This window comes from Kitasatospora sp. CMC57, from assembly GCF_045866025.2.
GTDB lineage: Bacteria > Actinomycetota > Actinomycetes > Streptomycetales > Streptomycetaceae > Kitasatospora.
On sequence record NZ_AP035882.1, the window covers coordinates 58,330 to 82,538 of the forward strand.

General features: G+C 70.9%; 45 protein-coding genes. 39 read left to right on the forward strand and 6 right to left on the reverse strand.

Annotated elements, in window-relative coordinates:
• The first annotated feature begins 17 nt into the window (after positions 1-17).
• The 39 genes from ACKUU6_RS32270 (at position 18) to ACKUU6_RS32460 (ending at position 21,190) form a co-directional block, all read left to right on the forward strand.
• A complete protein-coding gene (locus tag ACKUU6_RS32270; protein ID WP_407992325.1) occupies positions 18-449 on the forward strand; it encodes a hypothetical protein in 432 nt (143 codons plus the stop codon).
• Positions 446-640: a hypothetical protein gene (locus tag ACKUU6_RS32275; protein WP_407992326.1), complete on the forward strand. Its 195-nt coding sequence runs from the start codon at positions 446-448 to the stop codon at positions 638-640. The genes ACKUU6_RS32270 and ACKUU6_RS32275 overlap by 4 nt, the downstream gene beginning before the upstream one ends.
• Positions 637-1,362, forward strand: coding sequence for a hypothetical protein (locus ACKUU6_RS32280; protein ID WP_407992327.1), 726 nt, complete (start codon positions 637-639; stop codon positions 1,360-1,362). Before ACKUU6_RS32275 ends, ACKUU6_RS32280 begins: the two co-directional genes overlap by 4 nt.
• Positions 1,359-1,613 carry a hypothetical protein gene (locus ACKUU6_RS32285; RefSeq protein ID WP_407992328.1) on the forward strand — a complete coding sequence of 85 codons (255 nt, stop codon included), beginning with the start codon at positions 1,359-1,361 and terminating at the stop codon, positions 1,611-1,613. Before ACKUU6_RS32280 ends, ACKUU6_RS32285 begins: the two co-directional genes overlap by 4 nt.
• A 93-nt stretch (positions 1,614-1,706) precedes the next feature.
• Complete coding sequence (locus ACKUU6_RS32290; protein ID WP_407992329.1) at positions 1,707-2,015, forward strand: hypothetical protein; 309 nt, start codon at positions 1,707-1,709, stop codon at positions 2,013-2,015.
• Between the two features lie 171 nt (positions 2,016-2,186).
• The gene (locus ACKUU6_RS32295; RefSeq protein ID WP_407992330.1) at positions 2,187-3,359 is read left to right on the forward strand and encodes a ParA family protein; all 1,173 of its coding nucleotides are present in this window, start codon (positions 2,187-2,189) and stop codon (positions 3,357-3,359) included.
• The gene (locus ACKUU6_RS32300; RefSeq protein WP_407992331.1) at positions 3,356-4,567 is read left to right on the forward strand and encodes a ParB/RepB/Spo0J family partition protein; all 1,212 of its coding nucleotides are present in this window, start codon (positions 3,356-3,358) and stop codon (positions 4,565-4,567) included. Before ACKUU6_RS32295 ends, ACKUU6_RS32300 begins: the two co-directional genes overlap by 4 nt.
• Positions 4,568-5,197: 630 nt before the next feature.
• Complete coding sequence (locus ACKUU6_RS32305; protein WP_407992332.1) at positions 5,198-5,524, forward strand: hypothetical protein; 327 nt, start codon at positions 5,198-5,200, stop codon at positions 5,522-5,524.
• Positions 5,525-5,573: 49 nt separating this feature from the next.
• Entirely contained in the window at positions 5,574-5,921 is a 348-nt protein-coding gene (locus ACKUU6_RS32310) for a hypothetical protein (protein ID WP_407992333.1), read from the forward strand.
• Positions 5,922-6,158: 237 nt separating this feature from the next.
• Positions 6,159-6,704, forward strand: coding sequence for a hypothetical protein (locus ACKUU6_RS32315; RefSeq protein ID WP_407992334.1), 546 nt, complete (start codon positions 6,159-6,161; stop codon positions 6,702-6,704).
• Between the two features lie 132 nt (positions 6,705-6,836).
• Positions 6,837-7,118 (forward strand): hypothetical protein, encoded by a 282-nt coding sequence (locus ACKUU6_RS32320; RefSeq protein WP_407992335.1) that lies wholly within the window; start codon positions 6,837-6,839, stop codon positions 7,116-7,118.
• 198 nt (positions 7,119-7,316) lie between these two features.
• Entirely contained in the window at positions 7,317-7,715 is a 399-nt protein-coding gene (locus tag ACKUU6_RS32325) for a hypothetical protein (RefSeq protein WP_407992336.1), read from the forward strand.
• 175 nt (positions 7,716-7,890) lie between these two features.
• Positions 7,891-8,289 carry a hypothetical protein gene (locus tag ACKUU6_RS32330; RefSeq protein WP_407992337.1) on the forward strand — a complete coding sequence of 133 codons (399 nt, stop codon included), beginning with the start codon at positions 7,891-7,893 and terminating at the stop codon, positions 8,287-8,289.
• A gap of 30 nt (positions 8,290-8,319) precedes the next feature.
• Positions 8,320-9,387, forward strand: a complete 1,068-nt coding sequence (locus tag ACKUU6_RS32335) for a hypothetical protein (RefSeq protein ID WP_407992338.1) — start codon at positions 8,320-8,322, stop codon at positions 9,385-9,387.
• 109 nt (positions 9,388-9,496) lie between these two features.
• Entirely contained in the window at positions 9,497-9,649 is a 153-nt protein-coding gene (locus tag ACKUU6_RS32340; protein WP_407992339.1) for a hypothetical protein, read from the forward strand.
• Positions 9,649-10,131: a hypothetical protein gene (locus ACKUU6_RS32345; protein ID WP_407992340.1), complete on the forward strand. Its 483-nt coding sequence runs from the start codon at positions 9,649-9,651 to the stop codon at positions 10,129-10,131. Before ACKUU6_RS32340 ends, ACKUU6_RS32345 begins: the two co-directional genes overlap by 1 nt.
• Entirely contained in the window at positions 10,128-10,451 is a 324-nt protein-coding gene (locus ACKUU6_RS32350) for a hypothetical protein (protein WP_407992341.1), read from the forward strand. Before ACKUU6_RS32345 ends, ACKUU6_RS32350 begins: the two co-directional genes overlap by 4 nt.
• Positions 10,438-11,007 carry a RusA family crossover junction endodeoxyribonuclease gene (locus ACKUU6_RS32355; RefSeq protein WP_407992342.1) on the forward strand — a complete coding sequence of 190 codons (570 nt, stop codon included), beginning with the start codon at positions 10,438-10,440 and terminating at the stop codon, positions 11,005-11,007. The genes ACKUU6_RS32350 and ACKUU6_RS32355 overlap by 14 nt, the downstream gene beginning before the upstream one ends.
• On the forward strand, positions 11,004-11,825 hold the full coding sequence (locus ACKUU6_RS32360) for a hypothetical protein (protein ID WP_407992343.1): 822 nt from the start codon (positions 11,004-11,006) through the stop codon (positions 11,823-11,825). Before ACKUU6_RS32355 ends, ACKUU6_RS32360 begins: the two co-directional genes overlap by 4 nt.
• A gap of 178 nt (positions 11,826-12,003) precedes the next feature.
• Complete coding sequence (locus ACKUU6_RS32365; protein ID WP_407992344.1) at positions 12,004-12,537, forward strand: single-stranded DNA-binding protein; 534 nt, start codon at positions 12,004-12,006, stop codon at positions 12,535-12,537.
• A 139-nt stretch (positions 12,538-12,676) separates the two neighbouring features.
• Positions 12,677-13,123, forward strand: coding sequence for a hypothetical protein (locus ACKUU6_RS32370; RefSeq protein WP_407992345.1), 447 nt, complete (start codon positions 12,677-12,679; stop codon positions 13,121-13,123).
• 224 nt (positions 13,124-13,347) lie between these two features.
• Positions 13,348-13,806, forward strand: a complete 459-nt coding sequence (locus tag ACKUU6_RS32375; RefSeq protein WP_407992346.1) for a hypothetical protein — start codon at positions 13,348-13,350, stop codon at positions 13,804-13,806.
• 95 nt (positions 13,807-13,901) lie between these two features.
• On the forward strand, positions 13,902-14,180 hold the full coding sequence (locus ACKUU6_RS32380; protein ID WP_407992347.1) for a hypothetical protein: 279 nt from the start codon (positions 13,902-13,904) through the stop codon (positions 14,178-14,180).
• Between the two features lie 69 nt (positions 14,181-14,249).
• Positions 14,250-14,495 (forward strand): hypothetical protein, encoded by a 246-nt coding sequence (locus tag ACKUU6_RS32385; RefSeq protein WP_407992348.1) that lies wholly within the window; start codon positions 14,250-14,252, stop codon positions 14,493-14,495.
• A 49-nt stretch (positions 14,496-14,544) separates the two neighbouring features.
• Complete coding sequence (locus ACKUU6_RS32390) at positions 14,545-14,781, forward strand: hypothetical protein (protein WP_407992349.1); 237 nt, start codon at positions 14,545-14,547, stop codon at positions 14,779-14,781.
• A 38-nt stretch (positions 14,782-14,819) separates the two neighbouring features.
• Complete coding sequence (locus ACKUU6_RS32395; protein WP_407992350.1) at positions 14,820-15,800, forward strand: hypothetical protein; 981 nt, start codon at positions 14,820-14,822, stop codon at positions 15,798-15,800.
• Between the two features lie 16 nt (positions 15,801-15,816).
• The gene (locus ACKUU6_RS32400; RefSeq protein WP_407992351.1) at positions 15,817-16,056 is read left to right on the forward strand and encodes a hypothetical protein; all 240 of its coding nucleotides are present in this window, start codon (positions 15,817-15,819) and stop codon (positions 16,054-16,056) included.
• A 54-nt stretch (positions 16,057-16,110) separates the two neighbouring features.
• Complete coding sequence (locus ACKUU6_RS32405; RefSeq protein WP_407992352.1) at positions 16,111-16,443, forward strand: hypothetical protein; 333 nt, start codon at positions 16,111-16,113, stop codon at positions 16,441-16,443.
• A 2-nt stretch (positions 16,444-16,445) separates the two neighbouring features.
• A complete protein-coding gene (locus ACKUU6_RS32410; RefSeq protein WP_407992353.1) occupies positions 16,446-16,892 on the forward strand; it encodes a hypothetical protein in 447 nt (148 codons plus the stop codon).
• Positions 16,893-16,907: 15 nt separating this feature from the next.
• Complete coding sequence (locus tag ACKUU6_RS32415; protein WP_407992354.1) at positions 16,908-17,699, forward strand: hypothetical protein; 792 nt, start codon at positions 16,908-16,910, stop codon at positions 17,697-17,699.
• A gap of 61 nt (positions 17,700-17,760) precedes the next feature.
• Positions 17,761-18,255: a hypothetical protein gene (locus ACKUU6_RS32420; protein WP_407992355.1), complete on the forward strand. Its 495-nt coding sequence runs from the start codon at positions 17,761-17,763 to the stop codon at positions 18,253-18,255.
• A 64-nt stretch (positions 18,256-18,319) separates the two neighbouring features.
• Complete coding sequence (locus ACKUU6_RS32425; RefSeq protein ID WP_407992356.1) at positions 18,320-19,132, forward strand: SGNH/GDSL hydrolase family protein; 813 nt, start codon at positions 18,320-18,322, stop codon at positions 19,130-19,132.
• Positions 19,133-19,158: 26 nt separating this feature from the next.
• Positions 19,159-19,377, forward strand: coding sequence for a hypothetical protein (locus tag ACKUU6_RS32430; protein WP_407992357.1), 219 nt, complete (start codon positions 19,159-19,161; stop codon positions 19,375-19,377).
• Positions 19,374-19,694, forward strand: a complete 321-nt coding sequence (locus tag ACKUU6_RS32435; protein ID WP_407992358.1) for a hypothetical protein — start codon at positions 19,374-19,376, stop codon at positions 19,692-19,694. The genes ACKUU6_RS32430 and ACKUU6_RS32435 overlap by 4 nt, the downstream gene beginning before the upstream one ends.
• Positions 19,694-19,963 carry a hypothetical protein gene (locus ACKUU6_RS32440; RefSeq protein ID WP_407992359.1) on the forward strand — a complete coding sequence of 90 codons (270 nt, stop codon included), beginning with the start codon at positions 19,694-19,696 and terminating at the stop codon, positions 19,961-19,963. The genes ACKUU6_RS32435 and ACKUU6_RS32440 overlap by 1 nt, the downstream gene beginning before the upstream one ends.
• Positions 19,960-20,181, forward strand: coding sequence for a hypothetical protein (locus ACKUU6_RS32445; RefSeq protein ID WP_407992360.1), 222 nt, complete (start codon positions 19,960-19,962; stop codon positions 20,179-20,181). Before ACKUU6_RS32440 ends, ACKUU6_RS32445 begins: the two co-directional genes overlap by 4 nt.
• Entirely contained in the window at positions 20,178-20,372 is a 195-nt protein-coding gene (locus ACKUU6_RS32450; protein ID WP_407992361.1) for a hypothetical protein, read from the forward strand. Before ACKUU6_RS32445 ends, ACKUU6_RS32450 begins: the two co-directional genes overlap by 4 nt.
• A 3-nt stretch (positions 20,373-20,375) precedes the next feature.
• Positions 20,376-20,744 carry a hypothetical protein gene (locus tag ACKUU6_RS32455; protein ID WP_407992362.1) on the forward strand — a complete coding sequence of 123 codons (369 nt, stop codon included), beginning with the start codon at positions 20,376-20,378 and terminating at the stop codon, positions 20,742-20,744.
• Positions 20,745-20,842: 98 nt separating this feature from the next.
• Positions 20,843-21,190: a response regulator transcription factor gene (locus tag ACKUU6_RS32460; protein WP_407992363.1), complete on the forward strand. Its 348-nt coding sequence runs from the start codon at positions 20,843-20,845 to the stop codon at positions 21,188-21,190.
• 32 nt (positions 21,191-21,222) lie between these two features.
• Here ACKUU6_RS32460 and ACKUU6_RS32465 read toward each other — a convergent pair whose 3' ends face one another.
• From ACKUU6_RS32465 to ACKUU6_RS32490, 6 genes are all read right to left on the reverse strand, one after another.
• Complete coding sequence (locus ACKUU6_RS32465) at positions 21,223-21,543, reverse strand: hypothetical protein (protein ID WP_407992364.1); 321 nt, start codon at positions 21,541-21,543, stop codon at positions 21,223-21,225.
• Complete coding sequence (locus tag ACKUU6_RS32470; protein WP_407992365.1) at positions 21,543-21,734, reverse strand: hypothetical protein; 192 nt, start codon at positions 21,732-21,734, stop codon at positions 21,543-21,545. Before ACKUU6_RS32470 ends, ACKUU6_RS32465 begins: the two co-directional genes overlap by 1 nt.
• A gap of 247 nt (positions 21,735-21,981) precedes the next feature.
• On the reverse strand, positions 21,982-22,425 hold the full coding sequence (locus tag ACKUU6_RS32475; protein WP_407992366.1) for a hypothetical protein: 444 nt from the start codon (positions 22,423-22,425) through the stop codon (positions 21,982-21,984).
• A 79-nt stretch (positions 22,426-22,504) separates the two neighbouring features.
• Positions 22,505-22,912, reverse strand: coding sequence for a hypothetical protein (locus tag ACKUU6_RS32480; protein ID WP_407992367.1), 408 nt, complete (start codon positions 22,910-22,912; stop codon positions 22,505-22,507).
• 92 nt (positions 22,913-23,004) lie between these two features.
• Entirely contained in the window at positions 23,005-23,295 is a 291-nt protein-coding gene (locus ACKUU6_RS32485) for a hypothetical protein (protein ID WP_407992368.1), read from the reverse strand.
• A 103-nt stretch (positions 23,296-23,398) separates the two neighbouring features.
• Positions 23,399-24,052, reverse strand: a complete 654-nt coding sequence (locus ACKUU6_RS32490) for a DUF4145 domain-containing protein (RefSeq protein WP_407992369.1) — start codon at positions 24,050-24,052, stop codon at positions 23,399-23,401.
• Positions 24,053-24,209: the final 157 nt, after the last annotated feature.

Genomic DNA, 24,209 nt, shown 5'->3' on the forward strand with positions numbered 1-24,209 from the left:
CACCCTCGGAGGCAGCCGTGCCGACCCAGCAGCCGACCGCTGACACCCTGCGCCACCTCTGCCCCCTGCCGGGCTGTGGCTGGCACCACGACGACCGCCTGCCAGTTGTCCATGGACAACTGGCCCCCACCGTGGCCGGTCTCAGCAGCGACGAGGCAGCCCATCTGCTCCTCCTCGCCCGCGCCCAGCACCGGCGCGTCGAGGACGCCCTGCTGCTCCACCTCAACCAGCACGGCCCGGCCGAGTGGCTCCCCGCCCTCCGCGCCGCCCAGGACACCCCACCCGAGGAGCGCACCGCCGCCGCCGTGTGGCTGCGCCGCGAAGCCGCCGCCCTCGAACGCCTGCAGGAGCAGCTCGGCTGGACAGTCGATCCCGACGCTGCGCCCCGGCTCGACGCGCCGACCCTCCGAGCCGTCGCGAACCTCCTCGAGAACGGCGAAACCGAGTGACCCACCCGCACGGTCCCCACTGCCGCAACACCCCCGCCTGGCACGCCACCGAAGAACGCGCCGAGCGGGCCCTGCTCGACGAGCACATCCGCACCCTCAGCAAGGAGAGCTCCATGGCCCCGACCATGTTCGACCCCGAAGGCGAGCCCGCTCCCACCCCGCAGGACGACGACCTCGAGCAGGCCGCATGACCACGCACCGCTACCTCGTGCTGATCCCAAGCCGAGGCGCGTCGGTGAGCTACCCGGAAGAGATCACCGTCGGGGACATCAGGGTGTCGATGCGTCAACTCCCTGAGCTGATGGCGGACGCGCACCTGTTCGCAGGGGCAGCGTTCTGCCACATCGCGTGGCCGCCGAACAGCGCGGTGGACGACCGGGTACGCGCCTACCTCCAGAGCAGGGTCCGCCCACCTCACCCCAGCGGCTGCAGTGCGTGCCCCGACCTCGATCTCAGGTTCTGGGCCCACGCGGTGGAAGGAGAACCTGGGCAGAACGAGATCAGCACCAGCCAGGTGCCACGAACGATTGCCGACACCGGCGGGCTGCGCACCGACGCGATTCTCGACCAGTACTTCGCCCGGAGGCCCCTGGCCCGCCAGGCGCACGCCTACGACCAGCAGTACCACCAGCAGACGGAGCTTCTGCGGCGCCTGCTCGCCGGAGCGGACTCGGCCATGGAACTCGAGCACATTCCTCGCGACGTCCGCGACCGCGTGTTCCACCGCATCCTGTACGGCAGCCTCGACGAGAAAGCCGCCCTTGAGCGCGTGGTCAACCTGGAAGCGCAGCAGCAGCGGCTGCGGCAGGCCCCGCTGCACTTCGTCGCGAGCCCGGAGATGCTGCTCGCCGCCGAACTCCTGGCCGACGCCCGCCGCCGGAACACCGAGACCGCCACTGGCGGGAAGCCGTGAGCAGCGAGCAGCGGTTCATGGACGAGATCCGGTTCTGGGACCAGATCACCCAGGACGCCAAGCGCACCATCTACTGCCACCCCGACGACTGCGCCAAGATCCAGCAGGCCGTCGCCGACCAGGGCATCGGGCACATCTTCACCGTCCGCTCGAGCCCCGTCGTCACAGCCGGCCGGATGCTGGTCGTGGACCACCAGGCGCTCGAGGCGGGCATGCGTGAGGTCGTCCAGAGACCCTTCAAGATATTCTGACCGCGCCGCTTGTCCATGGACAAGCGGCGCCCTTGAGGGCCCGTCACCACCCGGTGACGGGCCCTCAGCCGTACCCGCTACTTAGGAGACTCCGTGTTCACCCTGCTCTACGGCGCGGCCGTCGCGGCCACCCTGATCGGCCTCGGCGCCTGGCTCGGCGTCAGACCCCGCGCCCTGGCCTCGTACTGCGCCCGGTTCCCGGGGACGCTGTTCGTCGGCTCCGCCCACGGTGCGTTCATCGCCCTCGGCCTGTGGGCCGGTGCCATGGTCACCCCGTGGGAGCTGACCACCGGATACCTGGCGCTCACCGCGGTGCTGTGGCTTGGAGTGCACGTGCTCCTCGAGGAGCACGCGGCCCGGCCGGCGGACCGTAAACGCCGTTTACGTTCGGGTCGGACGTGACGCCACTTGTCCATGGACAAGTGGGAGGGCGCGGTGAGGTGCCAGCTCGGCCAGTCGAGGGAGCCGCGTCCGGCGGCTTGTCCATGGACAAGTGAGGGTCCGTCGGGGGAATCCGGTGCGACACGGGCCCGGTAGTGACAGCCCGCACCGATGGGTTAGTAAGGTAACGCCATGACCGTCCCTAGCACCCCCGAGGAGAGGGAAAAGGTAGTGTCAAAGCTGCCTCCCTCCCTGCGCGTTGAACTCAAGGTCCGCGCCGCCCAGCTGCGCATCGACATCCAGGACGCCGTCGCCGCCGGGATTCATGCCTGGCGGCAGGCGGAACACCCGCTCCCGACAGTCGATACGTCAGGCGGCAGCCCCTTCTCCACTCACCTGCCAGCCGGCGTGTACGGGGCGTTCAAGGAGGAGTGCGGCGAACGCGGCCTCTCCTACGCTCAAGGGGTGGCGCAGGCCATCCGCCTGTGGCTGGACGCCAACACCACAACGAAGCAGGTGCGGCGCACTCCTCGGGCCCGGCGCATCCAGGTCGCGAACCAGAAGGGTGGTGTCGGCAAGACCGCCATCTCCGCAGGGGTCGCGGAGGCGCTCGCCGAGATGGGCTACAGGGTCCTGCTCGTCGACTACGACCCCCAGGGTCACCTCACCCGCGAACTCGGCTTCCAGCCCGTCGCCCACGGCGAGCCGAGCCTGGCTGGCTACATGCTCGGGGAGGTCCGCACCGGTGAGCTATCCGACCTCCTGGTGGAGGTCGTGCCCAAGTACTTCGGCGGCCGGCTGTTCCTCCTCAAGGGCTGCAAGGACGCCTTCCTCCTTGATGGAAAGCTCGTGACGAGCCGTCACGCCCGGGTGAAGGAGGCGTCCTTGGAGAAGGCCATGGAGCCCCTGGAGAGCCAGTTCGACTTCATCATCATGGACCTGCCCCCGAACCTCGGCTTCGCGGTCGACGCGGCGTTGTACTACGGGCGTACCCGTGACGACGAGGAGCCGGGGGCGTCGGGCATCGTGATCCCCGTCCAGGCTGAGGACTCCTCCGCCGACGCCTACGACATGCTCGCCGAGCAGATTGATGACCTGGCCAACGACCTCGGCGTGGACATCGCGCAGCTCGGCTTCGTCGTCAACCTCTACGACTCCCGCCGGGGATACGTCGCCACATCCTCCCTTGAGGGATGGCGGAGTTTCGGGAAGCCGCGGGTGCTCGGGGTGATTCCCGACCTGTCCGAGCAGCGGAAGGCTCGCCGTGTCCGCAGGCCGCTCCTCGAGTACGAGCCCACCAGCGACCAGGCCCACGAGTTCAGGACGATCGCCACCGAGCTGATCGTGACGGAGGCGGCGTCATGACGGTTGCGGAACAGCTCGGCGCCGGCGCCTTCGGCGGCCGGTCGGCGTTGAGCGCGCGGGGCAGGGCGAAGGCCGAGGCGCAGGGGCAGATCCCGGGCTACGGCCTGGTGCGCTTCGGCCTTGAGGTGGTGGGGCTCAGCCCGCTCAACCCGCGGCGGGACTTCGGCACCGAGGAAGACCGGACCGTGTTCGGGGAGGACCTGCGCCGGGCGCAGTTGGCCGCGTGTGTCGCCGTCAGCCGGGCCGCGTACCTCAAGCTGTGGCCCGAGCACGAGTTGGCGATCGACAACGACCTGAACGGCGAGCGCCGCCCGCGGCCGGTGGAGGTGGTGCTCCTCAACGGTGAGCGCCGCTACCGCTCCGGCCTCCAGGTCGGCCTTGAGGCTCTCGATTTCGTCGTCCGCGACGACCTCGCGGCGACGAAGCAGACGTTCCTGGAGAACCTCCTCAAGGAGAACATCGCCCGTAAGGACTTCGACGTCATCGAGCGGGCCCAGGGCGTCGCCATGATGGTGGACCTCTGTGCCGTCGAGAACCCGGCTGCGCCCAAGCAGGCCGCGGCCGCCCGGTTCGGGAAGGACCCGTCCTGGGTGACGAACCAGCTGGCGCTGCTGCGGCTTCCGGGCGAGATCCAGGGCATGCTGAGCGCCGGGGTGATGGCCGAGCGTCACGGCCGGGTGCTGGCACGGCGCTTGAAGACGAAGCCGGGGCTGTCCGCGTCCGCCCTCGCGGACCAGTGGGCCGAGATCAAGGCCCAGGAGGCGGCGGAGCGGCTCGAGAAGCGCCGCGCCGGCGGGTCCCAGTTGTCCATGGACAAGTCCGCCCCGGGCGTGACGACTGCATCGGGTGCGGCAGCAGCGGACACCGCGACGCGGGCCGCCGACACCGACCCCGACTTGTCCATGGACAAGTCGCAGTCGACCGCCACCACCGCCGCGGTACCCGAGGTTGCTCCGTCTCGACCGGTCGAGACGGCCTCCGACTTGTCCATGGACAAGTCGGAGGGACTGCCGCAGCCCGGACTGGTGCCGGCGCAGGCCGAGCGCGAGGGCGGCACTGACGCGACTGCCGGGGCACCCGCGTCCGCGGTTCCGGTGGACTGGCAGGACACCGAGGCGTTGGCCGGCCGGATTCTCGAGGAGCTGGGGGCGGCGAAGGCGAAGGAGCTGGCGCACGCTCTGCTGGAGAAAGCCCCGGTCACCGGCTGATCTGGCGCGGTGAATTTCCGATTCGGGCGCCCGCCCGAGGCTGTTGGCCTCAGGTGGGCGCCCGTTGGCATATGCCGACCGGCGGCCCGGGAGAGCTACTGCGCATTAGCTTCTTCCGGCGTGCCGGGAGATCCGTCTACAATCGCCGCACGGTCGGGACTGCGGTTCCAACCGGCGGTGTCTCCTAAGCAGAGCCCTTCTCGTGAGGGCCGGCGGGCGGGAGCCCGGGACTGTGAGTCGTCCTTCGCTGTGCGGGCCTGTCGGCAAAACAACGCTCCGCACGGCGAAGGACGATGTTCGTTTCGGTCAGTTGTGAGTGGCCGTCAGACACAATCGCCGTCGAATGACTGTCATGTGTGGTGATCCGGTAGTGAGCCGCCGATCGGGGTGGCACGCTGATCAGCACGGGTGCAGGCGACCGGCGACGTTGCACCCAGCACGCCCCCTCCCCCAGCCGGACGAGCGGAGACGCCCATGCCCGCCAGCGCACATCACGGCGAGACAGATCCTGCCGCCGAGTGCCCAGCCGCTGAGGCCCGGGTCATCGATCTAGCGTCCCGCCGACGCAGCGCGGCCACCCCGGGCCCAGTCAGCACGGCGGAGCAGCTCTCTTTGGAAGATGGTTCCCTCGTGGCTTCGTTCGACGAGCAGATGGTCAGCGGCTCCGAGGCGGAGCAGCGGGCAGCCATCTCCGCGATGTGGCAGGAGGTGGCTGCCGGGCACGGTGGGAACCTGGCGGATCCGGTGGCGGCTGCCACGGTGACTGGGGTGACCGAGGCGGTGGAGCGGTTGCTGCTCGCGGCTCAGGTAATCCGGTACGGGGATCCGGCCCGGGGGATCGGCCCGAACGAGCTGGACGGGATCGACCATGTCTCCGCGCAGGTGATACTCGACCTGATGCGGGGGTTGCAGGACGCGGCGCAGGACGCGCGGCCGGAGCAGCAGCAGCGGATGTAGGCAGGACCAGATTCGTCTCCCGTGAGGGCCGTCGCCGAAAGGGACTCCGTTGACTCACCGAACCGATATCGCCGCCTGGACGGACGGCGAGGGTGTTCTGCACGTGACCATGCGGGAAGGCAGCGTCTCCTACGAGCTATCCGGAGTTGCCGAGTCGATGGTCACCTCCGTCCTCGAAGGTGACGACGACCCGTTCGGGGCACCTCCCCGGACCACGTTCCAGCTGACGATCCCCGACGTGTGCAGCGTGGCTCATGCTCTACCCGCTGACGAAGAGGGCCGCCTGTGCCAGCAGTCCGACGAGGACCGTGTCGCGGTCCAGCGGGCGCAGGCGAAGTACGACCGTACGCGCGGCCAGCTCCGCGATCTGCGCCTCGCCAAGAATGCAGCCGACTAGCCTTCGCCAGCCCTGGCCAGGCATCAGTGGGTGTGCGGCGGATCGGCTGGTTGTGTGGCCGCGACCAGTCAATATCTCGGGCCGGTAACAACTAGTGCGCTACGCTCCAAGCCCCTGCAGAACCCCTGCTTCTGGCGGGGGTGCGTGCCATGATGGGGCACTCCACGCCGACATCGCCGTCGTCAGGGAACGTGGCTGACGTATCGCCACGTTCTCGCGGCCGGGAACGGGGAACGCATGAGCAGCGCTGGCACCACCCTTCGTCTCCTGGCCGCCCTCGAGCGTGATGACCGCCGCAAGAGCCCGGTGCACCGGCCGGTGGAGACCCCGGAGTGCAACTCGCCCGCCCCGCACGCGCGGACGCCGTACAACCTCGACCTGCTGCAGCTGGCGCAGGATCACGACGCGAACCTGGCCGCCTACGTGGCCCGGCACGGCGGCTCCCCGGTGGCGAACCCGGCCGACCGTCGAACCGACCGCGGGGCGCGGGAGATGGCGGGGCTGATCGCAGTCGGCAGCCAGGAGGCCGCGTTCGACCTCGCGGCGCTGGAGCTCTCCGACTCGCTGCGCGTCGCCCTGGTGGCCGGCGACGGGGAGCGGGCGGTGCAGGCGATCTCCTGCCCGCGCTGCTTCTGCTACAGCCTGCTGGCCGTCCCTGTGTCGGGGGGCAGTTGGCGGGCGGCGTGCCGCAACCTGCGGTGCGCCATCGGTCCCCATGAACCCCGCGTCTGGACGTTGCGTCAGATTGCGGAGCATCACCTGCGGGACACCCGGGCGGCCTGACCGGTCGTCACGTTCCGAAGAGCTCGTCCGCTGTACCCAGTTCGACGACCGCCCGGCCATTGCTCGGGTCCGGCGCTGCCCCTCAGCCGGCCCAGCCCGACGATGGGATCCCTCCCTGTGTCCACCCTTCCGATGCCCGCTTCCGACCCGCAGTTCCACTGTCCGACCCACCTGCACTACTCCACCATGCCCCCGGACCTCCGCACCTGGGCGCAGATCGCGGCGGAGATAGCCGACGGCCCCCGCCCGATGTCCGAGCGCTCCGCGCGGCGGCACTACAACACCGGCGGGCAGCGGGTCGTCTGGACCGTGCCCGGCCGGCGCGGCGAGCTCGTCTCGCTGTCGGCCTTCCTTGAGTTTCACCGTGACTTGCACCGCGGCTGGTTGAGGCCGCAGCTGAGGCCGCGTCAGTGAGGTGCTGGTAGCGCGCTGTCCCGGTCTGCTGTCCGGGCGTCAGGCCCCCGTCCGGTGTTCCGGGCGGGGGCCTTCGTGTTGAGTGGATCCCCCAATCTCTATTGCGTACGCAATAGGAAAGGCGTAGTGTCTGTCATGCCGACAAGGGGACCTGCCGCAGCAGGTCCTGCGATGTGACCGCAGACCCAGGAGTCCCCCGTGACCCTCGCTCTCGCCGACCCCGACACCGCCGCCGACTTCACCGTCCGGCTGGTCCGGCCGACCGCCCGCACCATCGAGCACCACCAGCTCACCACCGACCAGGCCCGCCACCTGGATGAGGTCCTCACCCTCCTCGGCACCGCCGACGGCCTCATCGAGGACGAGCCGCAGACCACCGACCCCGGCTTCCGCCAGTACCTCTCCACCGCCATCGCGGCCGAGGTCGGCATCACCATCACCCCGGGCCACGAGATCGCCCAGTGCAACACCTGCTCCCTCGTCATGGACGGCGAACTCGCCCTCCTCGACGGCGGCCGCATCCGCTGCACCCACTGCCGCGCCGACTGGCAGGACACCCTCGACGAGGGCCCCGACACCACCCGCGACACCTGGTAGACCGCACCACCCCAACACTCCGGCCCGGCCCCTGGTCGAGCCCACCCCCCTGCCGGTTCCCACCGGCCGGGCCGGACACCCAGCGGGCCGGACGCGCAGTGACCACATCCCCTGCGCGCCCGGCCGCACCAACCACACCCCGCCGCCCGCCGGGCGGCCACCCGGAGGCCCCGCCATGCCCAGCACCATCGCCACCGACCTCGCCGAAGCCGCCCGCCTCATCCGCGAACGCGGCCTGTGGAACGGCCCCGGCTCCTTCGCCCACGACAGCGACAACGGCCCCCTCGACCCTGTCGCCGCCCTCTGGCACGCAGCCCACGGCCACCTGGAGTTCGTCTTCACCGCCGGGCTGCCCGGCTACGCCGACAAGGCCACCGAGATGGTCCTCACCGACCCCCGGGTGCTCGACGCCGTCGAATTCCTCTCCGCCAACCTCACCGACGACGAGGCCCACTACGGAGCCGACGAGGCCCCCATCGAGCGCATCGCCCAGTGGGTCACCACCGCCACCGCCTCGGAGGTCATCGGCCGCCTGGTCCGCCTCGCCGAACCCGCCCACCAGCTCGCCGCCTGAACCCCGCACCCCTCAACCCAGGAGAGACAGATGAGCGACAACCAGCCCGCCACACCGGAGCCGGTCGGCATCAACGCCCGCCGCCTGAGCCACATCCTCACCGAGGCCACTCCGCACATGTCCGAAGACGACCGGCTGCCGATGCTCCAGGGCATCCGCCTCGAGGCCGACGGCACCAACCTCTTCGCGCTGGCCACCGACCGGTACACGTTCGCCGTCGCCCGCACCCACTACACCCAGACCGGCAGGTGGGCCGTCACCGTCCCGGCGGTCGAGGTCGACGTCCTGCAGGCGTGGCTCGCCGCCCACCACTACGTCGCCCGGATCACCATCGAGCCCGCCGACACCACGATCACCTTCACCGGGGAACGCGGCACCCTTCAGGTCCGCACCGAGACCGCCGGGGAGTTCCCCGCCTGGCGCGGCCTGTTCGCCACCGCACTGCGCCGCCCCGCCGAGGAGATGCCGTTCTCCGCGTGGGACTCCGAGAAGCTCGCCCGCTGGCAGGCACCCGGACGGCTCGTCAGGGTCTGGCAGTCGGCGCAGAACCAGCCCCTGCTGCTCATCGCCGACGGAATGCTCGGCCTGCAGATGCCCTGCAGGCACACGGGCGGGACAGCCAGTGAGCTGCACGAGGCGGCCATCGGCGACTGGCTCGACGCCCTGGGTGAGAGTTCCAGCCCCGCCGAGCCTGCCGACGTGCTGCCCGCCAAGCCCACCGGTGCCACCACCGTGCGCACGGTCGCCGACCTGACCGAGGTGCTCCTGCACCAGGTCATCCGCTCCACCAGCGACCTGACCGAGGCACCCAGCACCGACCCCGGGGCCGTCGCCGCCCACGCGATCGCTGGGAATCACGCCTGGATGGGATACCGCCTCATGGAGGCGCTGCACCGCGCCGACCCCGACCTCGCCGCCACCACCGTGGCCGACCTCGGCGAGCAGCTGGACTCCGGCGAGATCAGCGAGTGGGCGTGGGACGCGGCCACCGAGGCGGGCCACGACCCGGTCGCCTGGATCGAGCAGCACGAGAAGCACCGGGCCGAGACCGCCGCCCGCCGGGCCGCCGCGACCGAGGCAGCCGCCAACCAGGTCTGACCGGCCCCCGCAGCACCGTCCACGGCCCACGCTTTCCCGAGCCCGGTCCGTGGACGGTGCTGGAGGCCCGGACAGACCAGCCCGGACCGCATCGACGGAGGTGACCGTCATGAGCGACCGCCCCACTCCCTCACCCGAAGAGCTCGCCGCCAACGTGGCCGCCGCCCAGCAGTGGGCCGACGACTACGCCGCCGGCGCCATCGCCACCTGGGTCCTCATCGACCGGCTCGAGGTCCACCTGCAGACCCTCGGAGCGCTGTGATGGGCGAGAAGACGACGCATCGCCGCCGCCCGGCCAGCTACCTCGCCCTGATGGTGCGCAACGAGCTGCTGCGCACCATCGCGCAGAGGCACCGCGCGGCCAAGGTCGTGGCCGATGAGAGCGCCAGCCGGTACCAGCAGCTGTACCTCGGCGGGGTGCACCTGATCGCAGGCCTGCAGACCGAACTCGCCCATGTCCACGACCAGCTGGCCGCCTTGGAGGCGATGGCGGAGCGGGACGCGCCGATGGTGTCCGGGTGGAAGGTCGATCTGGACGCGGCGCGGGCGGAGAACCGGGTGCTGGTGGCCCGGGTGGTGGAGTTGGAGGCTGCGGCGCGGGCGGTGCGTCCGCTGGTGGCGTCGCCGGTGGTGATCCGGGCGGGGCTGCATCAGCGGCTGGCCGACGCGGCGGGACCGGCCGGCGTGCCCACTCAGCCGGTTCAGCCGGTGACGCCGCTGTGGGAGCGGGGGGCCGTGTCGTGACCGCCACCGTCACCACCACGCCCGGGGACGGCCCGGGCACCCTGCTGGACCCGGTGAGCGGGCTGCGGTCCTGGAGTGGCCACCTGGTGTTCGTCGGCCACCTCGAGCAGGAGGAGGCCGTACGCCGGGTGCTCGCCCGGCACCCGGCCGCGCAGACCAGGTTCGACCTCGGGTCGGCCTTCCAGGAGCACGTGCACCTGGTTCCGTGCGGTGGCGCCTTGCAGTGGCTGTTCTGCCGCAGCGACGCCGAGGGCGCCCTGGCCGTCACCGTGTTCTTCCCCCACCGACTCGACGAGGACAACGACCATGGCGACTGCTGACATCGCGCCGGTGCTGGGCGCACCCACAGCCCCCGTGGGCGCCGTGGAGCCCGAACTGCTGCTGCCGGAAGTGCTCTTCGAGGTGTACGGCACTCCGGCTGGCCAGGGCAGGGTGTCGTTCCTCGGCAAGGGTCGCGGCGCCCGGCACTCCAATGAGACGGCGCTCAAGCCCTGGCGGGCCGCGATCGTGCAGGCCGCCCAGAAAGCGACCGCCCGGCACACCTACATCGACTGGAACAGCACCTGCGCCAAGTGCCAGGTCGCCGAACCCGACCACGCCCTGTACATCGGTGTGCCGGTGGCGGTGGACCTGACCGTGACCGTGGCCAAGCCGAAGTCGGCACCCAAGCGACGCCGGACCTGGCCCATCACCCGGTCCAGCACCGACATCGACCATCACGCCCGCGCCTGCCTGGACGCCCTGTCGAAGGCCGGGATCCTCCACGACGACTCCATGGTCGTGGAACTGACAGCCCGCAAGGTCTACCCCGGTGAGCACCGCATGGCGCTGACCGAGCCGGGCGCCGTGATCTGGATTCGGAGGAGTGACTCATGACGAGGCCCGTCAACTCGCGGGTGCGGCACGGTATGCCGACGTGCGGTGAGTACGGCTGCGCCCGGGCGGAGTGCGTGGCGGCCATGCGGAAGTCCCGGACTCGGCGCCGGCGCCTGGAGCGGCAGGGGATCTATCAGCACGTCCCCGCCGGACCGACCCGGCGACACATCGAGAAGCTCGTGCTGGCCGGGATGTCGGTCATGGAGGTATCCGCCCTGTCGGGCATCGCGCACACCACCATCAGCCTCGTCCGTCGGGAGGTCTCCGACACGGTGCTGCGTACTACGGCGGATGCGTTGCTGGGGGTTGCGGTGCCGCTTCAGCGGGCGGGAAGTGGCCTCACGTCGTGGCCGGCGGTCGGAACGATGCGACGTCTGCAGGCGCTGGCCATCCGTGGGTTCACGCTGCCCGCGATCGCGGAGGAGCTGGGCTGCTCGAGGCGCCGAATCTTCATGATCCGGTCTGGGGGCCGGGCCAGGGTGCGGGTGGAAACGCACCTGGCGGTGCTCGCACTGTACAACCGCTGGTGGAACGCAGACCCCACCGAGTTCGGTGTGCCTCGAGACCGAGCGGCCGCGTGCATCTCCAACGCCCTGGCGCACGGATGGGCGTCGTCCGGGCACTGGGACGAGGAAGCCATCGACGACCCCTCGGGCTTCCCCGACTGGACGGGGGCCTGCGGAACGGCCAAGGGATACCGCCTTCACCTCTCGTGCCCGGACGTTCCGCCGCCGTGCCCGCCTTGCACCAACGCAGTTCCCGAGGCGCAGCGGTTGCTGCTGGCTGGCCAGCTCGAGAAGGAGGTGGCGGCCGCATGAACCATGAACTTACGGCCCTGGAGCGTCTCCTGTTGGAGGAGCTGCCCACCGGTCGGGTGCGTGACTGGAATGCGCACCGGCCCGACATCAGCCCTGAGGAGGCCGCCCGCAACCGGGAGGAGCTCCAGAGGGTCATCAGCCGTCCGTCCATGCGAACGACAACGAGGAGTGCAGCCTGATGGCTGGCGAGACTGTGATCACCCTGACCGGGAACCTGGTCGACGACCCCGAGCTGCGGTTCACCCCTGCGGGTGCGGCGGTTGCGAAGTTCCGTATCGCGTCCACCCCGCGGACGTTCGACCGTCAGACCAACGAGTGGAAGGACGGCGAGAGCCTCTTCCTCACGTGCAACGTCTGGCGTCAGCCGGCGGAGAACGTGGCCGAGTCGCTGCAGCGCGGCATGCGCGTGATCGTGCAGGGCCGGCTGCGCCAGCGGTCTTACGAGACGAACGAGGGGGAGAAGCGGACCGTGTTCGAGGTTGAGGTCGACGAGGTCGGGCCCAGCCTGCGCAGTGCTACGGCGAAGGTGACGAAGGCGAACCGTCCGCAGGGTGATGCTGGGCTTTCGCAGGGCCGCGGTGGTTGGGCGGGTCCTGCGACGCCTGGGGAGGGTGATCCGTGGGCTGCGGGCGCTCCGGCTTCCAGTGGCTCGCAGGGTGGCGGGGGGTGGGGTGCTGCGGCTGGTGGGTACTCGGAGGAGCCGCCTTTCTGAGGTGGTGTCAGGTGTGTGGTGGAGCCCGGTCCCTGGGTGGGGCCGGGCTCCGTGCTATCCCCACAGCTTCTCTATTGCGTACGCAATAGGAATGTGGGACAGTGGAACCACCGAAGGACGCCACACCAGGGGGAACACCGTGATCCGCACCGCCACCCAGACGCTGGAACAGACCCTCACCCGCCTGATCCGCGCCATGGACGCCCAGCACCCGGTCACGATTACCTACCTGGAAGAGGAGCGCGACGAGAACCGCCGCCGCACCGGCAACCTCGTCGAGACGGTGCGCACCATCGAGATTTTCGACGCCCGCCCCACCAAGGCCGGAGACCTCCTCGTCATCGCCATGGACCGCGAGACCGCTGAGGTCCGCTCCTGGCGCATCGACCGGATCGTGGCCTTCACCATCCACCGCAGCGCCCGCTACACCGTCGCCCTCCCGGACGAGACCGACACCCCCGCCCAGCCCTCCCTGCGCCTGGCCGAGGCCGTCATCGCCGACCGCTGCCCCTCCCCGCTGGCCACCCGCGAGCACGAGGAACGCCGCCACATCGCGATGCTCACCGACCTGCTCGCCGCCGCCTGACCACCGCCTGCGCACCGCCGCCAAGAAGCTCCACCTGGTCGGCACGACGGCCCGGGTTCACGCCGGGCGCCGGATGCGGACCACCACCCGCTACACCCCGCAGCAGGTCGCGTCGGCCGCCGCGCTCTACCGGCCCCGCAAGCCGGAGTACCGCACCGTCGCACTGCGCCTCGCCCTCGCCGCCTGACCACCGCCCGCGCACCACCACCCGAAAGGCCCCCGCCATGACCGCCACGATCGACCTCCCCGCCATCACCGCCCCCGAGTGCACGGGCTGCATCCGCGAGACCGAGAAGTCGTCGAAGCACCGCGCCTTCCAGCCCCGCAAGGGCGGCTGCTCCGCCCACCAGGACGCCCCCGCCCACGCCGCCGCCGCCCGCATCCTCGCCCAGCTCGGCCCCGCTGCCCGCATCACCATTACGCACGGCGAGGTCACCGTCGAGTACGTCGCCACCGGGGACGACGCCGACACCATTGAGCAGCAGTGGGCGCGCGCGGCCGAGGCATGCGGCGTCTCCCTGGGCTGGCAGCGCCTGCTCATCTCCCCTCGGGACACGCAGGTCAAGGCTCGCGTCCGTCACGGCTACGTCGACCCGGGCATGCCGTGCGAGTACCGGCGCGGTGTGCCGGTTCGGCTCGTCGCCCACGGCTGGACCGCTGCCGCCGACCGCCTCGCCGCCTGAACCCTCGGCCCGCTGCTACCACTCGGCCGCTGCCCGCATCCTCAGCGCCGCCTAACCACCCATCACCACCCCGCCGAGAACGAGGAGAACTGACCATGGCGCACCGCAAGCACTGGACCGGCCGCATCTTCAGCGCCGGATACCGAGGCGCCCGAATCCCCACCATCACCACGCCCACGGTCGGCATCAGGGTCGAGGTCACCGACGGCCCACAGGTCGGCCGGATGGTGGACATCAACCTCACGCCGGAGCAGGCGCGCAGCTGGGCTGAATCGCTCCTGACATACGCCAGCCAGGTTGAGGACCACATCGCCCGAAGCGCGATCACTCGCGTGGCGGCCGAGTTCGAAGCCGCCTCGAACCGCATCAGCTGACTCCCTCTGCTCGGCCCGGCGTGTGCCGTCCCGCGCCGGGCCCCTGCCACCACCCCGAAGGAGAACACCGTGACCGCCAGCCCGAGCCCCGCAGTAGGGCCCACCGACCTCGGCCGAATCGTCTTCAAGCTGATGCACGCCGGGAAGCTCCACGAAGTCGAGCCGCTGATCGCCGCGCACCGGGACCTGGTCCTCACGGAGGCCGCCGAGTTGGTCGCGGCCGACACCGCCCACATCACCTACGGCTCCGCCACCGAGTACGCGAACCGCCACCGCGCGGTACTGCTCGCAGCCCGCACCGGAGGCCAGCCGTGACCGCCCTGCTGGACCCGCCGCACCGGCCCACCACCGAAGGAGCACCGTCGTGGAACCGCTGATCGCCCGCTGGGACAACGCCGTGACCCACCGCGACCCGACCGACCCGACCGACGAGACGCTCCTGTGCTGCGTCACCGCCGACGGCCAGCCAGTCGCCCTGTTCCTCACCGACACCCAGGTCGCCGACCTCCGCGACCAGCTGGCCGGCGACCGGAAGCCGCTGGCCTCGCACCGCCCGAGCCGACGCCGCCGCTCGGTGCTCATCCGCCGCACCACCACCTGACCGCCCGCCAGCCCCGCCACCCTGGAGAGGAACCAGCCGTGACCCACCACCTGACCGACCCCATCCGCGCACTCCTCACGGCCGGCCTCACCAACACCGCCATCTCCGCCAAGCTCCACATCGACCGCGCCACCGTCGCCCGCCTCCGCCGCGAAGCAGGTGTCCCCGACGTCCCCCGGCGGCCGAGCACCTTGGAGGAGAGCTGGCGGCAACGCACCCGCCCGACCGACGGCGGGCACATGGAGTGGACCGGCGCCACCGTCTCAGGCGGTCACCCCGTGATGCGGTACGCCGGTACCACGTACAGCGCCACCCGCGTCGCCTACCGAATCCAGCACGGCCAGGACCCGGCCGGGTACGCGAAGCCCAACTGCGGCCGACGGCACTGCGTGGCCCCGGCCCACCAGACCGACACCGGCCAGACGCGCACCGCGCATCAGCACCGCGTCCGGTACGCCAGCCCCGAAGCCAAGCTCGCCGCACTCACCGAGCCGACCGCCGACGGACACCTCCGCTGGACCGGCCCGACCGACGGCGACCACCCGCTCCTCAAGCACGCCGGCCGCCGCTGGCCGGTCCTCTCCCTCGCATTCGAGCAGACCCACGGCCGCAAGCCGAGTGGATCCGTCAGCGTGGACTGCACCCATCCGCACTGCCTGCTCGGCGAGCACCTGAGCGACAAGGCGTCCCGCGTCCAGCTTCGACCCGCTTCCGAGCCGAAGCCCCAGCCTGCCCAGTACGCCAGCGTGCAGGCCAAGTTCGAGGCGTTCGTCGTGCCGACCGGCACGGGTCATCTCGACTGGAGTGGTCCGGTCAACAGTGCGGGCCGTGCGATCGTCCCGTTCGCTGGCCGGATTCGTACCGCTGCCCGGATCGCGTTCGAGGTCCGGTACGGGCGTGAGCCGGTGGGCTACGTGAGTGTTGCGTGCGACCACCCGCACTGCCTCGCCGGTGACCACCTCGACGACGCCGTGTCTCGCCGTGCCCACCGGGCCGCGTTCGCCGCGCTCGGCCTCTGAGCCCGCGGCGTCAGTCATGTCCCACGAGACCCTGCTGATTCAGCACGACAGCCGCACAACTGGCTGGTGGTGGGTCAACTGCTGCGGCCGGATCGTCACCCGCGATGACTTGACCCGCCCGTGGTGCGCGACCCAGGACGATGCCCGGGACCTCGCCGACTGGCACCTCTCCGGTGAGCGCGGCCCGGCGCCCGGCGGAGACCCCGAGCGCACCGAGCTGGTCGCCGCGCCACGGCAGCTCTCACTGTTCGCCTGACCGTCCCCGCCCGGCCGGGCGCCCGCCGCCCGGCCCTCACCCCCTGGAGCACCCGTGACCGACACCCAGCCCACCGCCGACCCGGACCTTCCCGACGCGATCGTCCAGCTCTTCGCCCAGCGGGAGCTCGCCCGCGATGCAGCCGTCACTGAACTCCTCGCCGGCCTCACCGAGCGGGAACGTGGCCTCGTCAAGGATGCCGCCGTCATGGGCTGGATCCAGGGCATGCGGCACCACGACCTGCAGTACCCCGGCGACCGGCAGGCCGTGAACGTCGTGGTGGACGCCTGCATCTCCCCGGCTTTCAGGGACCGGTACCCGACGATCACCAAGCGCCGCCGGAAGCGCCGCACCCCCGCCTCCGCCCCGTCGACCGTGGAGTCCTGACCATGACCCAGCCCCTCGACCTCGCCCCGATCCGGGCCCGCCACCGCGCCGCCACCCCCGGTGACTGGTACCTCCAGCCCAACCACGGCCCCAACTTCGTCAGCTCCGAGGTCAACGGCTACGAACGCGGCGTCGGCGCCTTGGACTTCGGCTCGGAGGACAACACCGGCGCCATGGCGGACCGCGCGTTCGTCCTCGCCGCGCACACCGACATGGGCCAGCTGCTGGCCGAAGTGACCCGCCTCCGCGCCATCGACAAGCAGGAGACGCTCCGCGCCGAGCTGGCCACCGCCCGCCAGCGCGCGGAGCTGGCCGAGGCCCGCCTGGCCGCCGTACTCGCCCTCCTCCCCGCTGACCCGGCCGAGGACATCAACGCCAGCTGGATCCCGCTCCGGCACATCCGCGCTGCCCTCAACCTGCCCGCCCCCGCTGCCGGTTCGGCCGGCTGACACCAGGAGACCCACGTGCCCAAGCACATCGTCATGTGGTCCGGCGGCATCACCAGCTGGGCCACCGCCCGGTGGGTGATCGACCGCCACGGACCCGCAGACGTCACCCTGCTGTTTGCCGACACCAACGCCGAAGACCCCGACCTCCACCGCTTCAACGCCGAGGCCAGCGCCCAGCTCGGCATCCCGGTCACCCGCGTCGCCGACCCCAAGGAGCGCGACCCCTGGCAGGTCTTCGAGGACAAGCAGTGGCTCGGCAACACCCGGCTCGCCCAGTGCAGCTTGGAGTTGAAGATCCAGCCCTGTCGGACCTGGCTCGCAGCGAACACCGACCCCGCCGACACGATGCTGTACGTCGGCATCGACTGGACCGAGACTCACCGCCTGCCCGTCATCACCGAGGGCTGGCTGCCCTGGACTGTCGACGCCCCACTCACCCGGCCCCCGTACGCCGACAAGACCATGCTGCTGGCCGAACTGAAGGCTCTGCACATCCGTCGGCCGAACCTCTACCGGCTCGGCTTCGAGCACAACAACTGCGGCGCGCTCTGCGTCAAGGGCGGGCAGGGGCACTGGCTTCGGGTGCTCAAGGTCTTCCCCGACCGCTTCGCCAAGATCGAAGCGTTCGAGCAGCGCATGCGAGCCAAGCTCGGGGACGTCAGCATCCTCCGCGACCGCACGGACGGGACGCTCAAGCCGCTCACGCTGGCCGCGCTTCGGCAGCGAGCCGACGCCGCCGCCGAGGAGGACGACCAGCTGGACCTGTTCGACATCGGCGGCTGCGGCTGCTTCACCGACGCCGCCTGACCTGTCCGTCTCGGGGCCGCCACACAGCGGCCCCGGCCAGCCCACACCGCAGGAGATCGATGTGACCGACGACATCCAGAACCCGACCGCCGACCTGTCCGACTACGACTGGCTGGAGTTCGAGTGCTTCGCCTCCAAAGTCGACAGCGAGGGCTTCACCTACGCCTACGAGAACTACAGCCCCGACTTCGAGGCTACTGACATGCAGGAACTTGCCTCCGACATGGGCAAGTTCCGCGCCTACTTCCGCGCCAACGCTGGCTTGGTCGAGCAGTGGTACGACGCGATCGGCGGGGAGCGAGCCTGCGACCTGCACAACGCACATGTCGATGAGACCCGCCAGCGGGCGAACGACGCCTGTCTGTGGGGCGTGCGCTGCACGGACGGCTACGTGGTCCATGAGCCGTCCGAGTCCGAGCGGGACGCCTTCGTGGCAGCGACTCTCGCGAACCCCAGCTACCGGCAGCCAGCCGCGCTGCTTCGCCGTGACGTTCCGGGCGGGGAGTGGGTCGAGACCGTGATTGCCGAGGCCGCGTCGGCCAGTAGTAACGCCTGACCGCCTGCCCTTCGGCCGCCGCCCACCCGGCGGCGGCCCACCCCCACCACCCCAGGAGACCCCCTTGACCCCCGAGACCATGGACGCCCTGACCGCCGCCATGTTCAACGCCACCAGCTCCGGCTACGGCGAACCGACCGGCCTCCACTCCAGCATCGCCCGCTACAACCAGCAGTCCATCCTCCAGCAGGGTGGCGCGTTCGCCGTCGCCCAGCGCGACCGCGATACCGCCCTCCTCCGCGCCCTCCTCCCCGCCCCGGCCTGCACCGTGCGGGTCCTCGCCATCGGCGACAGCATCACCGTCGGCTACGGCAGCGCCGACAACCAGGGTTGGCGCCCGTGGCTCGCCAGCCTGATCGGCTGTCAGCGCATCCAGCCCGTCATGTCCGTGCACGCACACGGCGGGTGGACGCTCGCCGACGCCAAGCCGGGTCTCGCCGCATTCCTCACCGCCGCGACGCCTGACATCGTCTGCGTGAACCTCGGCACCAACGAATGGATCCCCGACGCCGCAGCGCAGGCCGCCTACCAGACCGCCTACGGCCAGATGATCGACCAGATCCTCGCCAGCAGCCCGGCCGTCAAGGTGGCCTGCGCCCTGATCCCGATCAGCCAGGCCGCCAACATCCAGGCCGCCGAGACCCGCGCCAACGCGGCGATCACCGCAGCCATCCAGGCCCGCGCCAGCACCGGCCGTGTCGCCCTGTCCGACCAGCGCCGCACCACCAGCGCCGAATGGACCGCCCGCGCCACCGACGGCTCCGAGTACCCGCCCGGCCGGTGGACGTTCGACGGGATCCACCCCACCGACGCCGGCTACCTGCGGATGGCGCAGGCATGGCTCGCCACCATCCAGAACTGGCTGCCCACCCCGTGACCACCCACCAGCCCAGGGAGAACCTGATGGCCACTCACACCCGCCGCGAGACGACCGTCCGCCGCATCGACCACGTCCTGCCCGTCCCCGCCGCGTACGCCGAGCTGTGCAAGACCGTCTCTGCCGCTGAGCGGCACTACCGGCAGGCGCACGGCCTTCCGGACGACCGAGTGCTATCCGACGACGCCCTCACGGTCACCGTCACCGACGACGAGGTCCTGATCAGCTACGAGGTGGCCCAGTGACCGACCAGCGCCGCGACCGCATCGCCGCCGCCCTGTCCCGCGAGGACGTCAACTGGGGCTACCACTGCGCGTTCAGCGCCGACCCGGCCACGTGCGACATGACCACCGCCTACACCGACGCCGTACTCGCGGTAGTGCAGCCCGAACTCGACCGGCTGCAGGCCGAGGTGACTGCCACCCAGAACCGGACGTACACCGAAGGCGCCAGCGGGATGCGCGAGTACGCCGAAGCGCTCCCCGACGGCGACCCCCGTATCCCGGGCCTCCTTGATGCTGCCCACGTCCTGCTCGCCGCTCGCACCTTCCAGGAGTCCTGATGCCCGACAGCCCCGCCGACCGGGAAGCCGCCCGCCGAAGGCTCGCCGCCAAGCGCGCCCGCAACACCGCCCTGCGCCTGTCGGCCGAAATGCGAGCTGCCGCCGCAGTCAGTGACGAGGCCCTGCACAACCTGCTCACCTCCATCGCGGGCGACATGGACGACTATCTCGACACTGAGGCCCAGGCCACGGGCGACGAGCGCGACCACCCCGTACGGCAACACGCCCTCGCGCTGGCCCGGCAGATCCTCGGCCAGGTGACCGAGTGAGCGCCCGCACCTCCAGCGAAAGCGCGGTGATGCGCCGCGTCGTCGCCCGCCACATTCACTGCGCGCTCGCCGCCGAACGCAACCTCGACCGCGACGCGCTCGACCCGCAAACCATCAACCTCGTCACTGGCTTCGCCCGCTCGGCCCGCGGGTTGTTGGCCGAACTCGAAGCCGCTGGCGTCGACCTCACCGTCGAGCTCGCCGAGGTCGCGTCGTGAGCGCCCCGTTGGGCCCGTGGGGTCTCGCCGCCCTCATCGCCGCGTCGTTCGCCGTCCTCGCGCTGATGGTCGTCCTCGGCGCCGGCCGCAACAGCGACCCGCCCTGGGAACCGCCCGAGACGCCGCCCGCGCCCGACCAGGCCGACATCAACCGCCAGTTCGCCGACATCACCAAGCACATCGAGGAGTAGACCGTGACCCGCTTCGACGACCTGCCCGCGGACTTCGACGGCTGTGCCCGCTCCTGTCGCAAGACGCGCAGCCACACTCTCCTGTGGGGTGACTGTGCGCACGCCCCCGAGTCCGCCCGGCCTGAGCCGCTCGTCACGATCGGTGGAGTTCAGAGCGCCGCCGACGGCCACCCCTCCATTGTGCTGCGCAGTGTTCCGGTGTCCGAGCTGGCGGAGCGTATCGAGAAGGCCCTGCGGTCGGTGCAGATCACGCTCGGGCCGAAGTCCCTGGCTCTGCTGGAGGATGGGCACCAGATGCATCTGACCGGCGGCGAGTACTCGGCGATGGCACTCGCTGTCGCGATGGACTTGGCCGAGGGTGGCGCGTCATGACCGCGCCCGCGTTCGGCGCCGCGGCTGAGGTCCCGTCACCTTCGGGTGGCGGGGCCTCTCTGTCTCCCGGTCACGGGGCGCGGCGGAAGCCGAAGCGGATGCTGCTCACCCCGTCGGAGCGCACCCTGCTGTGCCTGCTCGGCTCCGGCCGGACCGTCGCCGACCTGGCGGTCGAGCTCGACCGCCAGGTGTGGACGCTGAACTCCCACCGCAGCCACGCCTACCGCAAGCTCGGCGTGCATTCCCTCGAGGAGGCGTTGCACCGGGCGGTGGAGCTGGGGGAGATATCGGTGTGGGACATCGTCCAACCGGTTCCGGCGGAGATATCGGCGGTGGCGCGGCTGGCGGCGCTGCGCATGGTGGCGCAGCGGGTGGTCCGGTCTGGGGGTGCGGTGGAGGCGGCGGTGGCTGCCAGGTTCCTGGCGTTGCTGAACGGGGAGGGGTGAGCCTGGGCAGGCGGGCCGTCGGCCGGCGTGGGTCAGCGTAGGCGGGAGCGTTCCCGGGTCCGCGTCGGGCCTGCGGTGGAGCGGCGCGTCTTGGCGGGCCGCGTCGGCCGGACGTCCACCGCAGGGGTGGCGGCGCGGGACGCCTGCGCGGTGACGGCGGCCTGGAGCGCCTGGCGGGCGGCGATCAGCGCGATCGCCGCGGCCGGCTTCGGCTCCGCGATCCCGCGTCGGTGCATCAGGGCCTGGCAGGGGCTGCACCACACCGGGCTCGCCGCGCTGCCGTCGCCGTAGTGCAGGTCCTCCGGGGGCAGGTAGTGGATGCCGCATTCGAGGCACTCGAAGAGCATGCGCATCAGAACCACACTCCGGATCCGCCGCACCGCTCGCACGGCGAGGTGTAGTGCTCGACCTTCTCGGTCAGGTCGCCGGTGCTGGGGTCGATGGAGTGGGTGTGCCGGGTCTTGTCGGTCACCCTGCGGCCGCCGCAGGCCGGGCAGGCCTGTGGCTGTGGCGCACCGCCGGATCCCGTGCTCTGTCCGCTCATCGGCTGGTCCTTCCCGCGATTCACATGTGCCGTCACCGTAGCGGACTGACCGCAGTGCGTCAGCATGATGGCTGCAGGCACACACTTCCGGCACATGCCCAGCCCTGCCAGCGTCGCACGGCCGGGCGAGACCCGAACAGCCCGGGGCGCCAGACCGGGCGGCCACAGGCGGGCCGAGATGCAAAAGGTGTCCTCGGCGCCCCAGTGGCACTTGGGTTCGCCGGTGCTCAAGGACGCGGTAGCCGTGCTACCCGGGGGACTGCGTCAGGTCCACGCGCAGTACGTGATCCAGATTCCCCTTGGTGTTCTCCACCTGCTCCCCTTCGACCACATAGAGCTGCCTCAGGAAGCTGGCGACGCGGCCCGTGGCGATCGAGTTGCCGTCCACCCCGCGCAGCGTGACAAGAGCCGTTCCGGCGTCCGGTGACGGGCCGTCGAACGGGCCCCCGGGATTCTGCGGATCATCGGTGTGGACGACGAACCAGTACCGCGGGTCCGGCAGCGGGGACTCCGGGACCTGCTTCTGAGCCTGCCCGTCCCCGTCGACGGTCCAGGCCTTTCCGAGCGCCGCGCGCAGGGCCTGATGCGCGGTTGGGGACGCTTCCTGGATATGGACTGCCACCGCTGCTTCACTGGCACCGTCGAGGGGGATCTCCTCGCCCTCACCCATGCCGTTGCTGCTGTCGGTCATGACCGTCTCCTCAGGCCGGATGCCTCCAGCATGCTCGCGGCTCCAGCGACCCGCAGTCGTTGCCCGGGCGGGAACGGGTTCAACCAGCGGTGAGCGGCCCGGCGGGCTGCTCCGGATCCACGCGCAGCGTCAGGTCACCCGCCCGACCGGCCTCCCGGTCCTCGGCGGAGGCATTCGTGCAGTGGAACGATTCCACCAGCAACTGCGCGACAGCCAGCTGCGCCGTGCCGTCGCCGCTGGCGCTGCGCAGCCGCACCAGTAGGTCCCCCGAGCCCGTCGGCGCCAGCACTACGACGGGGGCCCCGCGTAGAGGCCGGGCGGTGTCGACGCCGAACCGCCAGTCGCCCGGCAGTGGATCGAGAGGTTCGAACCCGCCGGTGGCCCAGCGACTGCGCAGGGTGCCCTGGACGGCCTGGGCGGCCTCCTCGGTGGCTTCCTCGATCTGCACGAAGACCACGGCCTCCGCCTCGGCGCGGTCACTGCTCACGCTGCTCACCTCCGACCTGGTCCCGGGTACCAGGGTGCGCGCCGCAGTGCGGGCTCGCGCGGCCGGTCGGCCGACCGCTCGAGGGTCAGGGGTCAGCAGCTCTCGGTGGGGAAGTCGAAGCCGTACAGCCGGATGGTGCGGATGTCCCCGTCGTGCCCACTGTCGAAGCTGAGGTAGTGGCGCTCGTACTGCGGGGCTCCGTCCTCGGCCGGGGCCGCGACCTGGCGGGCGGCGAGCCGCTGCTCGTGGGCTGGCACCCCGTCGACCGAGACGGGGTGCCGGTGTCGCACCACGATGACGCGCTGCGGGGCGTCGTAACCGCTGATCTCCTCGGACACCCACTCCGATTCGGGCTGCTCGGGCTGCTCGATGTGGTCGGCCACGGTCGTACCTCCAGGGCGTGGAGTCGGTGCTCGCCCGGAGGGCCGCAGGGCGGCCCTGGGCGGGCCCCTGACGATAGACCTGCACCGGGGTGGGGTCCAGGCCCTACGCGCCGCTGCTCTGCGCCTTCTTGGCCGCGCGGGCGGCCTTCTGCGCCGCCGCCTTGCCGGGGGAGATGAAGACGCCGTCCAGCACCATGTCCATCAACTCCAGTACGGCGTAGGCCTCCTCCGAGCTGATCGGGTCATCGACCAGGTCGCCGTGCGCCGCCTCGTTGCCCATGTGCCGAATTTCGTGGGCAGCCTCCTTGACGTGCTCGTAGATGAACCCGCCTGTGAACAGGGCATCGATCTTCTTCTCCAGGGATCCGCTGGTGATGCCCTTGGCCTTCGCCGACGCCTCGATCACGGACCTGGCGCACATGAGCGCACCCTGGTGATGGCCCACACTCAGACACCCGTGCGCCTCGATCGCGAACTTGGTAATCGATTCCGGCACCGACTTGGGGTAGTCCCTCACCAGCGGACCAAGCGGGTACCACTTCTGAGGGAAGAACGCCTGGACGTGGCCCGACATCACCTCGAAGATGCCGAACGCGAACGAAGGCATATCGCAGCCCGAGCAGCGAAAGCCCTGCCAGCCGGGTCGGTCGCCATCATACGGAGGCCCCTCGTTCATCGAGGTGGTCTCCTTGAGCGGCCGCATCACCGTCTTGTGGCGGCACCAACCACAGCGCGCGTTCTGAGTCTCAACCGTCATGGCCGGACGCTACTCCTCACAGCACCAGCTCACGACCAGTTTCCCTTGGTCGTTCGCGCCAAGCCGGGCCCACAGCTCCTCGCTGGCCACTGCCGCCCAGACCCTGGACCACTGGGGCACTCCGGCGTAGGGTCACCGCACCGCCTGGGGGCACCAG

What these genes read in the sequence shown, in the direction of transcription:
- ACKUU6_RS32410 (WP_407992353.1), top strand. Translation starts at nt 16,446, where the DNA reads ATGACCCAGCCCCTCGACCTCGCCCCGATCCGGGCCCGCCACCGCGCC.
- ACKUU6_RS32375 (WP_407992346.1), top strand. Translation starts at nt 13,348, where the DNA reads ATGACCGCCACGATCGACCTCCCCGCCATCACCGCCCCCGAGTGCACG.
- ACKUU6_RS32380 (WP_407992347.1), top strand. Translation starts at nt 13,902, where the DNA reads ATGGCGCACCGCAAGCACTGGACCGGCCGCATCTTCAGCGCCGGATAC.
- ACKUU6_RS32430 (WP_407992357.1), top strand. Translation starts at nt 19,159, where the DNA reads ATGGCCACTCACACCCGCCGCGAGACGACCGTCCGCCGCATCGACCAC.
- ACKUU6_RS32335 (WP_407992338.1), top strand. Translation starts at nt 8,320, where the DNA reads ATGAGCGACAACCAGCCCGCCACACCGGAGCCGGTCGGCATCAACGCC.
- ACKUU6_RS32340 (WP_407992339.1), top strand. Translation starts at nt 9,497, where the DNA reads ATGAGCGACCGCCCCACTCCCTCACCCGAAGAGCTCGCCGCCAACGTG.
- ACKUU6_RS32345 (WP_407992340.1), top strand. Translation starts at nt 9,649, where the DNA reads ATGGGCGAGAAGACGACGCATCGCCGCCGCCCGGCCAGCTACCTCGCC.
- ACKUU6_RS32465 (WP_407992364.1), bottom strand. Translation starts at nt 21,543, where the DNA reads ATGCGCATGCTCTTCGAGTGCCTCGAATGCGGCATCCACTACCTGCCC.
- ACKUU6_RS32490 (WP_407992369.1), bottom strand. Translation starts at nt 24,052, where the DNA reads ATGACGGTTGAGACTCAGAACGCGCGCTGTGGTTGGTGCCGCCACAAG.
- ACKUU6_RS32320 (WP_407992335.1), top strand. Translation starts at nt 6,837, where the DNA reads ATGCCCGCTTCCGACCCGCAGTTCCACTGTCCGACCCACCTGCACTAC.
- ACKUU6_RS32300 (WP_407992331.1), top strand. Translation starts at nt 3,356, where the DNA reads ATGACGGTTGCGGAACAGCTCGGCGCCGGCGCCTTCGGCGGCCGGTCG.
- ACKUU6_RS32295 (WP_407992330.1), top strand. Translation starts at nt 2,187, where the DNA reads ATGACCGTCCCTAGCACCCCCGAGGAGAGGGAAAAGGTAGTGTCAAAG.
- ACKUU6_RS32280 (WP_407992327.1), top strand. Translation starts at nt 637, where the DNA reads ATGACCACGCACCGCTACCTCGTGCTGATCCCAAGCCGAGGCGCGTCG.
- ACKUU6_RS32400 (WP_407992351.1), top strand. Translation starts at nt 15,817, where the DNA reads ATGTCCCACGAGACCCTGCTGATTCAGCACGACAGCCGCACAACTGGC.
- ACKUU6_RS32470 (WP_407992365.1), bottom strand. Translation starts at nt 21,734, where the DNA reads ATGAGCGGACAGAGCACGGGATCCGGCGGTGCGCCACAGCCACAGGCC.
- ACKUU6_RS32365 (WP_407992344.1), top strand. Translation starts at nt 12,004, where the DNA reads ATGGCTGGCGAGACTGTGATCACCCTGACCGGGAACCTGGTCGACGAC.
- ACKUU6_RS32330 (WP_407992337.1), top strand. Translation starts at nt 7,891, where the DNA reads ATGCCCAGCACCATCGCCACCGACCTCGCCGAAGCCGCCCGCCTCATC.
- ACKUU6_RS32315 (WP_407992334.1), top strand. Translation starts at nt 6,159, where the DNA reads ATGAGCAGCGCTGGCACCACCCTTCGTCTCCTGGCCGCCCTCGAGCGT.
- ACKUU6_RS32440 (WP_407992359.1), top strand. Translation starts at nt 19,694, where the DNA reads ATGCCCGACAGCCCCGCCGACCGGGAAGCCGCCCGCCGAAGGCTCGCC.
- ACKUU6_RS32460 (WP_407992363.1), top strand. Translation starts at nt 20,843, where the DNA reads ATGCTGCTCACCCCGTCGGAGCGCACCCTGCTGTGCCTGCTCGGCTCC.
- ACKUU6_RS32475 (WP_407992366.1), bottom strand. Translation starts at nt 22,425, where the DNA reads ATGACCGACAGCAGCAACGGCATGGGTGAGGGCGAGGAGATCCCCCTC.
- ACKUU6_RS32355 (WP_407992342.1), top strand. Translation starts at nt 10,438, where the DNA reads ATGGCGACTGCTGACATCGCGCCGGTGCTGGGCGCACCCACAGCCCCC.
- ACKUU6_RS32360 (WP_407992343.1), top strand. Translation starts at nt 11,004, where the DNA reads ATGACGAGGCCCGTCAACTCGCGGGTGCGGCACGGTATGCCGACGTGC.